The sequence below is a fragment of the Williamsia deligens genome (assembly GCF_024171765.1).
In the GTDB taxonomy this organism is placed as follows: domain Bacteria; phylum Actinomycetota; class Actinomycetes; order Mycobacteriales; family Mycobacteriaceae; genus Williamsia_A; species Williamsia_A deligens.
In genome coordinates this window covers 1,169,486-1,181,356 of the sequence record NZ_JAMTCI010000001.1, presented here as the reverse complement: position 1 = coordinate 1,181,356, position 11,871 = coordinate 1,169,486, and the positions used below count along the sequence as shown (strand labels likewise).

Sequence of the window (11,871 nt, the reverse complement as noted above, 5' to 3'; positions counted from 1 at the left end):
TGGGCGGGTGATCGTCGCGTCGTACGACCGCCTCGAGCGGCACGGGGTGGAGGCCGTCGTCTTCCTCGACACCGAGAGCGGCGAGTGCTTCCAGATCCAGCGTGACCTGCCCGCGGTCGTCACCGACACCGCGCCGACCTACCACCTGACCACCGGGGTGTCGGCGCCGCTGCCCGGCGGGATCGACGACTGGCGACGGGTCGACGACCGCTTCGAGTTCGCGCTCACCCCGCGCGCCGCCCGGATCTTCGGAGGCGCCGACGTGCTGTCGTTCGTGGTGGAACCCGCCGACGGGATGACGCTCGCCGACATCGCCGACCACGTCGAGCGCCTCGTCTGCTGACCTGTCGCCGCCGCGCACTACTCTCGGGGACGTGGATCCCGAGAACCCGATGGCCGGCCTGCTCGAGCAGGCACAGAAGATGCAGCAGCAGCTGCTCGAGGCCCAGAACACGATCGCGGCGACCGAGCTGACGGGCACTGCCGGCAACGGTCGCGTGACCGTCTCCGGCACCGGAGCCGGAGACGTCACCGGTGTCACCATCGACCCCGCGGTCGTCGACCCGACCGACGTCGAGACGTTGCAGGACCTCCTCGTCGGGGCCCTGGCGGACCTCGCGCAGAAGCGGGACGAGCTGACGTCGTCGACGATGGGCCCGCTCGCCGGAGGCCTGGGCGGGGGCATCCCCGGATTCGGCGGCCCCGGCCTGGGGCAGTGACCGGCCGGTGTACGAGGGGCCGATCCAGGATCTGATCGACGAGCTGGCCAAACAGCCCGGTCTCGGTCCCAAGGGTGCCCAGCGCATCGCGTTCCACCTCCTGGCCGGCGAACGCACCGACATCGACCGTCTGATCGCCGCGCTCGGAAACGTCCGCGACAACGTCACCTTCTGCGCGGAGTGCGGCAACGTCTCCGCGGACCGCCTCTGCCGGATCTGCTCCGACGGGCGTCGCGACGCGTCGAAGATCTGCGTCGTCGAGGAGCCCAAGGACGTGCAGGCGATCGAGCGGACCAAGGAGTTCGTCGGGCGGTACCACGTGCTCGGTGGGGCGCTGGATCCGCTGGGCGGGGTCGGACCCGACCAGCTGCGCATCCGCGAGCTCCTGCGGCGGCTGGCCAACCAGGCCGACGGCGTCGACGTCACCGAGGTGATCGTCGCGACCGACCCCAACACCGAGGGCGAGGCGACGGCCACCTATCTGGTGCGCATGCTCAAGGACTTCCCGGGGCTGTCGGTGACACGGCTCGCCTCGGGGTTGCCGATGGGTGGCGACCTCGAGTTCGCCGACGAGTTGACGCTGGGTCGCGCGTTGTCGGGACGTCGGATCCTGACGTGACCCGGTTCGACGTCGACTCCGCGGCCGCGGCTGTCGCCGCCGAGTTGGAGTCCGGGATCGTCGTCATCGACGGCCCGTCGGGCGCGGGGAAATCCACGTTCGCCGACGCGCTGATGCGTGAGCTCGCTGCCCGACGGGTGCATGCGGCGCTCGTGCGCACCGACGAGTTCGCCACCTGGGACGACCCCGCCGGCTGGTGGCCGGAACTCGAACGGGAAGTGCTGCAGGCCTATCGCCGCGGACACGACTACCGGCACCGACCTCGCGTGTGGTCCGGGGACGTCGCCGAACCCGGCCCGCGCGTGTGGCGTCGGTGGGAACCGCTGTTGGTCATCGAGGGCGTCACGTCCGCTCGTCGACGCGTGAGTGGCGATGTGTCGCAGGCGTTCTGGATCAACGGTGACGACCGCGACGCCCGTCTCGAACGTGCCGTCGCCCGCGACGGGGAGTCCGCCCGCCCCCACTTGCGTCGCTGGCAGGACTTCGAGACCGGCTGGTTCGCCGTCGACCGCACCCGCGAGCGGTGCCGGGTCCTCGACGCCTGACGGGGGTGACGGTCAAGTGGGTTGCCCCCCATGCAGTTGGCGAGACAAACGTCGGCGGCGAGGTACTCGCGCGTCAGCGACGGCACCTGATCGTCGGGTCACTTCGTCGCCGGTTTTGATGTGGACCAACCGGCTCAGCGGCGTGTACTCGCTGCCGCACCCCCACAGGGCGAGATTCGAGGATCGTGTACTAATGGGCGATCAGCGGTTCGGCTGCTGCACGGGGCGCGGACCGGTCATCGGCGGTGGCGACCAGCTCGGCCGCCTTGTGGTCGAAACGGCCCTCGGTCGTGGCACTCATCAGAGCCTCGACCGCCTGGGTGTCACCGTCGTCTTCGTATCCGGCGACGATCGCGGCCTGCTCGATCGTCAGACCCCACGCCAGGCCGGTGATTGCGGCCTCGAACCCTGCGACGGTCACGGCGGCGTCGACAGCCTTGGTCGACCCAGGCGGGGTCGCCTTGGCGACATTGGTGCGCGACACACCCAACTCGATGAGCTGCTGCGCCGCGGCGGCGCGCTGGGTCGTGGTGAGGTCCGCGCGGTGCTCGTTGGCGATGAGCTGATCAGTGACCCGCTCGATCACCTCGTCGTCACCGGCGGGTGGCGATCACGTAGACCGGAATGCTCGTCAGCTCGGCCTCGCGTGCGGCCAGGGTGCGGCGCTGCCCGTCACGCACGTGCAGCGTGCCCGCGCTGTCACGGGTCGCGAGCACCGGCTGAATCACCCCGCGCTCTGTGATCGACGCGACGAACGCCCGGTCCACGTGGCCTCGGTGCGCACGTTCGCGTCGACCACCAGCGTGGTCGGGTCGACGTGTTCGAGGACCGCTTCGGTGGTCTCGGCGGGGGCGGTGGTGTCCTGGTTGATTCCCACGGATGTGTCTCCTAATCTGGTGGGGAAGCAACCAGCCATTTTGCGGATGGCTGGTTGTTTTTGTTTGTGCGGCAACCCCGGTCGGGCTGTCCACGGACCCGGATCGGGTCAGCGGTAGTTCTGGTCCCCGAGCTGGGAGTGCTCGCGGTTCATGCGGCGCATCGCGGCGCACTGTTCGCGCTTGGTGCGGTAGACCTCCATCGCGGCGTGGCACTCCTGGTCGGCGATGATGTCGAGGGCTGCGGTGGCGAGGTCCCCGGCGCTCGTGTCGTCGCGGGCCTTGCCCAGCCAGTCGGTGGCCATCTGCGCCTCGCTGTTGATCCCCGCCACCAGCCGCTCGTCCCATTCGGCGAGGAGCTGTTCGCGGGCCTGGGCTTTGTGATCCCTCGTGTCGCGGCGATCACCGCGACCGCTGTCAGATCCGGCCCGTCCACGGTCAGGGCGTCGGGGTCGAGGTGCACGTCGGTGGTGGTCATGTCGTCCCTGCTCTCAGGCGATCTCGACGGTGACGGTCGCGGCCTCGCGGATGGCGGGGTCGTCCAGGCCCAGCTCCATCAGCGCGACCTTGTCGTCAACGCTCAGGACGTCGAACGCCCCGTCAGTGGGGGTTGCTAGCTTTCGCCACGCGATGCGCGCGGCCTGGATGGGATCGATACCGGTCATGGCTGCCTCCTGTTGTCCGCCAATTCTTTTGCCCTTCTGGCAAGGGAGATAAAGACCGGAATAGGAGGACAGAGCACAACCCCGCGATCGGGAAAGGTTCACCGAAAGCAGTGAGGGGGTTGAAAGTTTCTCGACCCGACAGGGCGCGTCAGCGTCAGGGGGTTGCGCGGCGGACGACGCCGGTCAAAATCGGACGGCCAGAAGGGAAACCAACAATTCTTCTGGCAGTGCGACCGCAGGGAGCTCCGAGTGGGGATGCGCAGCATGGCCCGGCTCGCCCCGGCCGGCAGGCCCGGCCGACCGGCGCCGACCGCGGTAGGTGGGTAGCTCAACCGCAACACTGCTGGGAGCTGGTTGTGCGGGAGCGGCGTTTGTCCGGGAGGTCACCGGGGCCGCGGTAGCTATGGGGCTACCGGAGTGGTCTGACCAGGCTCACGAGGGACGACAGCTACGGCGCGGGCGGGGCGGTATACCGGCGGTTTTCGTTGATTGTTCGAGCGTGTCTCAACGCGGCATCTCGATCGGACTCCGAGTAGAGACTCTCTAGCGCCAGCTCGACGAATCGGGCCATCTTTAGCACCTCCCGGACATTGCGGGTGGTGCCATGTGTGCTGTCGTTGCCAACCCATTTGACGGCAAGCAGTAGCTCGGATACGTCTGCATACTCAGGCTTTTCGCGTGCGAAGGTCTTGAGTCGATCGTTCAGCGGGATAGGTGAGCCGTTCGATTTCTGCTTCTCGACCCCCTGATCATCTAGTAAAAATTCCTCTGCCTTCCGCAGGGTCCACATTGCGGCGTCCGGATTCGACCAGATAAGCGCCCCGACGTTGCGAAGCTCGGCCTGGACGGCCTTTGGGGTGTCCGCCGGGTGCTGAACTACGCGAAGGGGCGGGTAGGCGTACCGGACAGTGAAGTAGGTTTCAAATGGGTCATCGCGGTTCAGCAGTGTCGTCCGGTTGTAGTCGACCTCGGCGTCGCCCACGATGTGGACATAGTCCCCGCACCGCGCGGAGTTGTTGCAACGAAACCTAATTCCGAACGTTCCGGTGATGTCGCTGGGATCACCCCAGTCTGACCAGGACGAACTTGCTGAATCTCCGAGCCAGTCTGGGACATCCTCACCGAAGTTTTGGGCCACCAAATGTCCGGACTCACACACGGGACATTCGATACTGGGCCATCTGCCCTCGACGATTCTGTCGGCTAGCGCCTCTGCGTGCGGTTTGACCATGACGGGTAATTCTGCACGCATGCGTGGCCGGGGGGTGCGCACTGGGTTCGTGTGGAATCGCCGGGCCCAGGCCGTGCTATGAAGACACGAAAAACACCTCTCAGAGGGTGCGGAGGGCGATCACGGTTACGACCTGTAGCGCCAGAACGTCGTCGGACGACGGTAAAGTCCGTGACATGAACCCAGACGGGCCGCCGCCGCCGCCAGGCCGGTACGACCGCGGGGACGGCGTTGCGCGATGGTGGGACGGGCAGCAGTGGGCACCGCCGAGCGGGAACCGTTTGCAGCGACCTGCGGCCATCATCTTTATTGTGAGCGCCGTAACAGTGCTGGTTTGGGCGGTCATCACAAGTTTCGAGCCGCTCCCTGCACAGCCCAACGGGTGGTGTGGTGTCGGCTCGAGCTGACAGTCCGCAGTGACCGTATTGTTCCACCCCACCGTTGTGACCACGGGAATGGACACCTCGAGCGAGAGTGGCGCCCGCGCTGCGCAAATGTTCCAGGATCAATGCCAGAACGTCGCCATTTCCCACGTCGCACTCGGAGTCGGCCTTCTCGTAGGCGCAATCCTGCTGACAGTCATCGGGGCAACATTCTGGGCACGCGCACGTCCAGTCAGTTCCTGGTAGTTACTCGGTCCAGCCGTGGAACCGGTCGAGCCCGGACGGTCGGGTACACCGAACTGCGAAGGCACCCCTGCCACCGTGGGCCTCTCGAAGGTGGCGGCTCATCATGGCTGGACGCTCGTCGACGAAGCAACCGCAGCACCGCGGGTGTCTGTCGTGGGTGCTCGCCGGGCGACTGGGCCGCGTCGCCGGTGGTGGGGTGAGTGGCTCCACCGCACCACCAGCTCGTGGTGGTTGCCCGGGAGCGGCGCGGGTCCGGGAAGTCGCCGGGGTCGCGGTAGCTCTGTAGGTGGTCAGTGCAGGGATCTGGTGGTGGCGCGGCCGTAGTCCTGGACGACGAGGCATTCGTCGTCGGAAAACAGGGGGATGACGGTGCATGTCCGTGGCCGCTGCGCCTTGGAATCGAGGCTGGAGGCGACCTGGCCGGCGCGGGTGGGGCCGTAGGCCCGACGTACCAGGTGTTGGGTTCGCCGTCGGTAATGGTGTCGTCGATCTTCACGATGTCGACGTTGCTGTGCGAGTGGCTCATTGCGGGTTCCTGTCGGTCCGTGAGTGCGTGAGACGCGGATGCCGGTGGCGGCGCCGTGCGAGCTTGTAGACGTCCTCGACGGTGTCGGGGGAGATGGGGAGCTCGGTGGCGAGCGCAGCGATGGCCTCGCGCCGGTGTTGTTCGCTGGCGCGGTCATACTCGGTGTCGGCCTGGACCGATGGTTGCCAGTCTCCGAGAATCACCATCCCGGTTTCGAGGCGGGTGACGTCGCGCTGTTCGAGGGCGTCTGCGATCGATCGACGATCTTCCGACCGGTGACTCGTTCAACGGCGGACAGCTGGTGATAGACATGCTCGGCGTCGAAATCATCACCACCGCACCAGAACGCGGAGTTCTAGCTCATCCGGGCATCATGCCGCACGGGTGAACAGCGCTGCACCCGTCATACACGGGAGCGTCTATAGGGGACGGCCGCCCGTACCGCGAGCCACGCGCCACGACAGCGCCCGCGGTGACGAGCAGGATTCCGCTGTTGCGCGAGCGGCCAGGGAAACTCGCGTCCGCGGTCGAGTGACGATCGAATACGTAGTGGGATTTGTCTTCGCGTCGTTCGCTACTCAGACCCGGCCGCCAGCACCGCCATTGTGGTTTCATAATTTGCCTTCGCCTGCCGCAGCGCTCGACGCAAATCGGGGTCGTCTTCGCGGTAGGCGATGTACCAGTGAATTGCCGACCTCAACACGTCGGCCAACGACACGTCGTCGATGAGCGAGAACGCGGTGAGCTGGTCGAAAGCACGGCTCCGGACGCGCTGCGTCACCGGCTTGTCCAGCCGCGGGCGCTCGCCATCGGCGCCCTCCCCTTCCTCGACAACGTCCGGGACGGACCGCGGGGCGGAGTCGGCTGTTAGCACAGAAAGCGCGGCGTCCTGGCGGTCGCGGGCGCCCTTGATTCCGGCCTAGATGGCCGCGGTGTCGCTGAGCCGGAATGTGAAGTAATAGTCGAGGGCCGATCGGATCTGATCGGCGCGACCTATGTTTTTAATTGTCCGCCTAAGATAGCCCCTCCTTGCAAATGACCTGAGAAAGGGTTTTTAGTTGCCCGCCGCGGCGGCAGGACTTCGCCGTAGCATCGGTTGGTACGCTTATCTAGAACTCTCGTCCGAGCAATCCCCCAATTTCCGTATCTAAGACAGTGCGGACAACCCCAGCCTTGAACCATTCCTGATCAAGGACTTCGTCGGGAACGTCATTGCTATTGATGGTGCAGATGTATTGTCCACCCGTTGACTCGACCATCGCTTGAGCAAAGTGCAGTGCGCCCGCTCGTTGACGAGGATCGACACCGTCGAAGACCGACGAGTCGTGCACGAGAAAGTCGGGGTGGTGTGCGGTGGTGATGCCCTCCTCCAGCATCGTGAGGTCGAAGCAGAAGAGGGTCATGCGATCGACTCCACTGCTGCCAGAGCCTGAGGCGCGAAGCGCGAACTTGTAGCCTGCGTCGTCGACGGAGACCGTTAACGCGGCGTCTTTTCCGTAAAGCTGCCGCATCTTCTGGCTGAACCGGTCACCGATTCGGTCCAACTTTTCGCGTGACGTCGTCAGGTAGCGGGTCGCTTCGCTCCGCCTCGTAGACTGCTCGAGCTTGAGCTCCTCGCGGCGGGTGACCAGCTCGCGCGCTTGTTCGATCTGGAGATCTAATGCAGCGATACGAACTTCAATGTTACTTAGCTCCGCACGCATATCGTTTAGCTCTTGTAGTGCACCTCCCGCATCGAGCGTTCGCAAGATGCCGTCGCGTTGCTCATCGAGGCGCGTCAACTCAGCTGAGCGCACATTAATTCGTTCGTCGAGTACTTCAAGTTCGCCGCGCAGAAATATCCGGCGGTTGGCAAGCAGAGCGGCGTGGAAGTCGCGGACCTCGCTGGTCTGACGTTTAAAGCCATCGGCAAGAACCGCGCCTGCTGCGCTAAAGATTTCTTCGACAGGAATCGCACTGTCAGCAACCTGCGTATCGGACAAGGATGAAAGATACAATTCGCGCATGCGTCGATCTATGACGGCCGCGTCCCGCAGACGGCTGATCTCCGCCGTTAATTGATCTGCACGACCGACCAGCGAGTTCGGGTCTTCAAGGATGCGGAATCCCGAAATTCGTTGTTGCCACGCGTCGGCCTCGTTTCGAAGAGCGGCACGGGTAAGCACCAGTTCGTGCTCGGGTCGAAGCGTAGCAACCAATCCCTCTTTAGACGCCGCGGTGATTGCCTTTAATTGTTCTAAGCCCTTTTTAACGGCGGCTAGCTCATGGATTACCTCCCAATCGAGTCCGAGAAGAAACGCGACGTGCTCGCGGCTGCTGGTCGCGCTCTGCTGGGCCAATACCTTAAGCGGGTCCTTGGGAGTGTCGGTCCGGACGACGTACGACAGCAGCGTGCGCACCGATAGCCCGCCGCTTACTTCCTGTTGCAAAGGCTCCAACCGGAAAAGCGCGAGCCCCAGGAGCTGTTTCCAGCTATCGACGGTGATCTGACCTTCCGAAAACCAAGGACTCATCACCCCGCGCGCAGGGCCGTCCGCCTCGATAGAGAGTCTGCGACCGCTTGCCAGAGAACGGGTCGCAGCGACCGTTCCGCCAAACATTTCCAGAGTCAGGGTGATTTCCCACCCGTCGTCGGCCAGCGGGCGCAAGCTGGGGTGCAGAGCGCCGGCCAAGACATAATTCATCAGCAAGAGAAGCGTCGACTTGCCGCGAGCATTGCGGCTATCCTGATCGGTCGAATCGTGGGCCCGATCGGCAATAATCGCATTGAAGCCAGGCTGAAAGTTGATTGTTCTGAACTCATCGCGGTTAGCACCGAGGCGGATAAACACTAGCTTTCCCTTACCGTCCCGTCCTTGTAATCGACCACAGCGGCGCCATACAGAAGAGTTAACGCCGCAACAAAACCGTCATATGTCGAGGCAACTGACGTTTGCCGATGTTCGACATACAGCTGCCCAACGCTTAGGCCGCGGCCTCCCAGAAGAGCCAGCAGCGCGGCAGCTTCACCAACAATGGTGCGGTCTAGGGGCGTGAACTTGTCGGGAAAAAATTCACTCACGTTCAAAGATCTCGCAGATCTCGAACAGATAAGCGATTACCGCGAGCGCGGCCGCTCGAACCTTAGGGGTATCTCGCGGACCGGAGTTCTCAATCGCAGTGTCGACTAAGTAGTCGAAAACCGCATCAGCCTCAAGATTCTCTGCGCGCGCGGCGTAATAGTCGCTCTTAAATCTCGCGACCAGGCTGCGCCCGAACGAGGGTGTCGCGGCGTTTTGGAAGCCAATAAACGCCTCGACGCGCGCCGCCTGCGACAGGCCATCAGTGATCCGCTGCACAGACGCTGGTCCCAGCTCGTTCACTTCGATCTTTTGCTGCAAGGGCACGGCGAGCTCGACACCCAACTTCTGGGGTGCCGCCGATGTACTGGCGATTACAGTGCACACAACCATAAGCTCTTCGTAGGTGACCTCGCCAAGGGCGTTCCGCACGGCGCGCTCCACCGCGGTCTCGTGAATGCGCTTCGCCTCCTCGAGAAACGCGCGCGTGTGATACTCGAGTTGTGTGTCAGCGGCGTCGTGATGTGGGCCGCACATATAGATGAGATTTTGCGCCGACCCTCGCTCCTCCGGAGTCATGCTCGGGTCGTACCTAGGGCCGCCGGGACTGGCCGCAGCGATGTGCGCAACCCTGCCTGTCGCCTTTGGGCGGTCGCCGTCGGCCTGCGGATCGATTGCTAGGTCCTGACCACAATTGGGGTAGGCGCACTTGTTGCCACTTCGAGCAAGAACCACCTTCTCCTGGGCGGGGGGGACACGATCCCGCAGGGAGTTCTGGGCCATGTCCAAAACACTACTTGCCAATTACGCCAATTCCTCGATACGGAGCGACTGAATCGCCGGTGTCGGCGCGCTCTAGATCCTCGGAGCCGTCGGCTCGAACTTCGAGGCGGCTGGTGGCCCGGACGACGCAAGTCGCTCTGTGTGGACAAGCACCCTTCCGCAACTACTTCGCGATGGCGGGAAATGGTCTTGCTGTCGGGTGCAGCTCTCTGAGGTGTTCGCGGCCTGTGCGGCGGTTTTCGATACTGGTCCAGGCGTTGGCAAGAGCGGCGACCCAGCTCGCGACGGCGATGGTGTCGGCGATCAACGGGTCAGTGGTGACGCCCGTCGGCGGGGCGGGCAGGTCAGTCACGTTCAGCATCCGAGGGACCTCCGGCCAGGAGATAGGTGGGCGACGGGCGCCGGAGGCAGTGCGGGTCGCGGTGTGTAGATCGTCGAGGCGATCTGTTTCGCCCACGATTTCCGCGTGAGTGGCGGCGGCATCGAACACCACTAGCTCGCGGCGTGCATCGCCGAGGGTGGGTGCGGGGGTGCCGGGCATGAGCAGCAGCATCCGGCGGTAAAGGATGTGCCGCGCCAGTTCCGGGGTTGGGTCGACCCACGCTCCGGTGAGGCGGTTGGTGTCGGCGCCGACGGTGCAGTCTGTGTGCCAGATGGCGGTCCGGCCATTGCGCGTCCAGACTGTTGCGACTGTCGACAACGTATCCACAAGGCCTCCTGAGATCGTGGAGCTGTTCACGCCGCTGCGGCACAGGCTGGGCAGCGGTGGGGACGTCGTCCGCGTACGCGGGGTCGTTCCCAGGTCGCATGGCATTCGATACACGTTAAGGTGTCGACCGCAGGTAACACCGTGTGCTTGGGGCCGGGCCGCGCCGGGGTGGGTGTGAAGTGTTGTCGGCCCCGGCACGCTGGGCACAGCTGAGCGCGGCGAGTCGCGGTCCATGAATCGCCGCAGTGCGTGCAGACGCAGCCGACTCCCGCGGTGCTTAATGTTACGACCTGCAGAGGTTGCCGGGTGGCGACGGCCTCCAGGAAGCCATCGACCGAGGCGATCGGGATCCCAAATTTGTGGGCCTTGATCGCTTTGCCCGATGTGGTTGCGGTGTCTACTGCGACTAAGAGGTGGCATCCCGACGCGGTAACTGAGTCCACTGTGCGCAGTCCGTGATCGGTCGCGATCGCGTGCAACTCCTGACGCGTCAGGACTCGCTGCGGGGTGTCGGCGTCACCGGTGAAACACACTGCTAGTTCTTGGTCGAGGACGAGTTGCGAGGTCTGCATCCGGTGGTGGTTTGTGCGAGTGGTGACCATGTGCGGGTCGAGTTCGAGTAGCGCGGCCACCCTGGTCAGCATGTCGAGCTCGTCGTCGGTGACCACGTCGTCGTCCAGTGCGTTGTCGATCAGAGTGGTGAGGAAGTCGCGGTGCGCGCGGTGAACATCGCTGCTCGTCAAACCGATATCGTCGGCGAGTTCGCGCAGTGCCGCTTGTTCGTCGACTGTCAATTTGAGGTCAGCGAGCGCCTGATCGAGCAACACCATGTACGGCGCGACGTCCGGGGTTGGTTCTATGTCGCGGGACAGTGCGACCACCGGGGCGAACGCCACGACGTTGGTGGAGTCGCCGCGGGGGAGGAGCCTCGGCGCTGTTCCACGACGTGGCGCATGCACTGCCGCCGGCCGCGTGGACCGGGTGAGCTGCTTAGCGACTGCGACGAGCAGCTGCGCAGTGGCAGTAGCGTCGGCCGACGCCTGGTGAGCGTCAGTGAGTTCGACACCATGGTCGCGGCAGGCGTGAAGTAGTTTTCGGTTGGTCACGGACAGGGTGTCTAGCCCGAAACCCCAGTCGACATTGATGCCGACGCGACGCAATTCGTAACCGATCATCCGGGTGTCGAATGCGATGTTGTGTGCCGCGACGACCGCCCCGTCGAGGCGTTCCGCGACGGCGTCAGCGATATCAGCGAACGCCGGCGCCCTCGCGACCATCGACGGCGTAACACCGTGAATCGCTGTCGGACCAACATCGCGATGCGGATTAACCAGCGTGTGAAACGTCTCTTGCGGCTTGCCGTTGATGTCCAGGGTGACGATCGCTATCTCCACAACACGATCTGTGCGCCCTAACCCGGTGGTCTCCACATCCACCACCGCAACCCCACGGGCGGCTCCCAGTAGGTCGGTCAGTTCAGGAACGAATAGACCGGTGTCCCTGTCCGGTAT

Annotated in this window: 16 protein-coding genes; 4 read left to right on the top strand and 12 right to left on the bottom strand. The window is 64.4% G+C overall.

All coding sequences use genetic code 11. The annotated features are described in order from the left end of the window. Positions 1 to 7: 7 nt before the first annotated feature. The 4 genes from LX14_RS05640 to LX14_RS05625 are packed head-to-tail and all read left to right on the top strand — an operon-like array spanning position 8 to position 1,883. Positions 8 to 343 carry a hypothetical protein gene (locus tag LX14_RS05640; protein ID WP_253646275.1) on the top strand — a complete coding sequence of 112 codons (336 nt, stop codon included), beginning with the start codon at positions 8 to 10 and terminating at the stop codon, positions 341 to 343. Positions 344 to 392: 49 nt separating this feature from the next. Next, the gene (locus LX14_RS05635; protein WP_253647899.1) at positions 393 to 719 is read left to right on the top strand and encodes a YbaB/EbfC family nucleoid-associated protein; all 327 of its coding nucleotides are present in this window, start codon (positions 393 to 395) and stop codon (positions 717 to 719) included. 7 nt (positions 720 to 726) lie between these two features. Next, complete coding sequence (recR, locus tag LX14_RS05630) at positions 727 to 1,338, top strand: recombination mediator RecR (RefSeq protein ID WP_253646274.1); 612 nt, start codon at positions 727 to 729, stop codon at positions 1,336 to 1,338. Then, entirely contained in the window at positions 1,335 to 1,883 is a 549-nt protein-coding gene (locus LX14_RS05625; RefSeq protein WP_253646273.1) for a hypothetical protein, read from the top strand. The genes recR and LX14_RS05625 overlap by 4 nt, the downstream gene beginning before the upstream one ends. Before the next feature lie 190 nt (positions 1,884 to 2,073). Here LX14_RS05625 and LX14_RS05620 read toward each other — a convergent pair whose 3' ends face one another. The 12 genes from LX14_RS05620 to LX14_RS05565 all read right to left on the bottom strand — a co-directional run bounded on the left by LX14_RS05620 (position 2,074) and on the right by LX14_RS05565 (position 11,796). Beyond that, positions 2,074 to 2,469 carry a hypothetical protein gene (locus tag LX14_RS05620; RefSeq protein WP_253646272.1) on the bottom strand — a complete coding sequence of 132 codons (396 nt, stop codon included), beginning with the start codon at positions 2,467 to 2,469 and terminating at the stop codon, positions 2,074 to 2,076. Positions 2,470 to 2,476: 7 nt separating this feature from the next. Beyond that, positions 2,477 to 2,650, bottom strand: a complete 174-nt coding sequence (locus LX14_RS20895; RefSeq protein ID WP_253646271.1) for a ParB/Srx family N-terminal domain-containing protein — start codon at positions 2,648 to 2,650, stop codon at positions 2,477 to 2,479. Continuing rightward, the gene (locus LX14_RS20890) at positions 2,608 to 2,760 is read right to left on the bottom strand and encodes a hypothetical protein (RefSeq protein ID WP_253646270.1); all 153 of its coding nucleotides are present in this window, start codon (positions 2,758 to 2,760) and stop codon (positions 2,608 to 2,610) included. The genes LX14_RS20895 and LX14_RS20890 overlap by 43 nt, the downstream gene beginning before the upstream one ends. 108 nt (positions 2,761 to 2,868) lie before the next feature. Next, entirely contained in the window at positions 2,869 to 3,090 is a 222-nt protein-coding gene (locus LX14_RS20885) for a hypothetical protein (RefSeq protein ID WP_253646269.1), read from the bottom strand. Between the two features lie 159 nt (positions 3,091 to 3,249). Further along, complete coding sequence (locus tag LX14_RS05600; protein WP_253646268.1) at positions 3,250 to 3,423, bottom strand: hypothetical protein; 174 nt, start codon at positions 3,421 to 3,423, stop codon at positions 3,250 to 3,252. Between the two features lie 448 nt (positions 3,424 to 3,871). Beyond that, positions 3,872 to 4,654 (bottom strand): DUF4145 domain-containing protein, encoded by a 783-nt coding sequence (locus tag LX14_RS05595; protein ID WP_301283164.1) that lies wholly within the window; start codon positions 4,652 to 4,654, stop codon positions 3,872 to 3,874. 1,151 nt (positions 4,655 to 5,805) lie between these two features. Beyond that, entirely contained in the window at positions 5,806 to 6,015 is a 210-nt protein-coding gene (locus LX14_RS05590) for a hypothetical protein (protein WP_253646266.1), read from the bottom strand. Positions 6,016 to 6,383: 368 nt separating this feature from the next. Further along, positions 6,384 to 6,590: a hypothetical protein gene (locus LX14_RS05585; RefSeq protein WP_253646265.1), complete on the bottom strand. Its 207-nt coding sequence runs from the start codon at positions 6,588 to 6,590 to the stop codon at positions 6,384 to 6,386. Between the two features lie 328 nt (positions 6,591 to 6,918). After that, positions 6,919 to 8,640, bottom strand: a complete 1,722-nt coding sequence (locus LX14_RS20880; protein WP_253646264.1) for a DUF2326 domain-containing protein — start codon at positions 8,638 to 8,640, stop codon at positions 6,919 to 6,921. A gap of 222 nt (positions 8,641 to 8,862) precedes the next feature. Then, positions 8,863 to 9,651 (bottom strand): ABC-three component system protein, encoded by a 789-nt coding sequence (locus LX14_RS05575; RefSeq protein WP_253646263.1) that lies wholly within the window; start codon positions 9,649 to 9,651, stop codon positions 8,863 to 8,865. Positions 9,652 to 9,814: 163 nt separating this feature from the next. Continuing rightward, complete coding sequence (locus LX14_RS05570; protein ID WP_253646262.1) at positions 9,815 to 10,390, bottom strand: hypothetical protein; 576 nt, start codon at positions 10,388 to 10,390, stop codon at positions 9,815 to 9,817. After that, positions 10,387 to 11,796: an exonuclease domain-containing protein gene (locus LX14_RS05565; protein WP_253646261.1), complete on the bottom strand. Its 1,410-nt coding sequence runs from the start codon at positions 11,794 to 11,796 to the stop codon at positions 10,387 to 10,389. Before LX14_RS05565 ends, LX14_RS05570 begins: the two co-directional genes overlap by 4 nt. Positions 11,797 to 11,871: the final 75 nt, after the last annotated feature.

Bases quoted from the DNA above. Each gene is read 5' to 3' on its own strand.
- LX14_RS05575 (WP_253646263.1), bottom strand. From the start codon at position 9,651: ATGGCCCAGAACTCCCTGCGGGATCGTGTCCCCCCCGCCCAGGAGAAG.
- LX14_RS05595 (WP_301283164.1), bottom strand. From the start codon at position 4,654: ATGGTCAAACCGCACGCAGAGGCGCTAGCCGACAGAATCGTCGAGGGC.
- LX14_RS05590 (WP_253646266.1), bottom strand. From the start codon at position 6,015: ATGGTGATTCTCGGAGACTGGCAACCATCGGTCCAGGCCGACACCGAG.
- LX14_RS05600 (WP_253646268.1), bottom strand. From the start codon at position 3,423: ATGACCGGTATCGATCCCATCCAGGCCGCGCGCATCGCGTGGCGAAAG.
- LX14_RS05635 (WP_253647899.1), top strand. From the start codon at position 393: ATGGCCGGCCTGCTCGAGCAGGCACAGAAGATGCAGCAGCAGCTGCTC.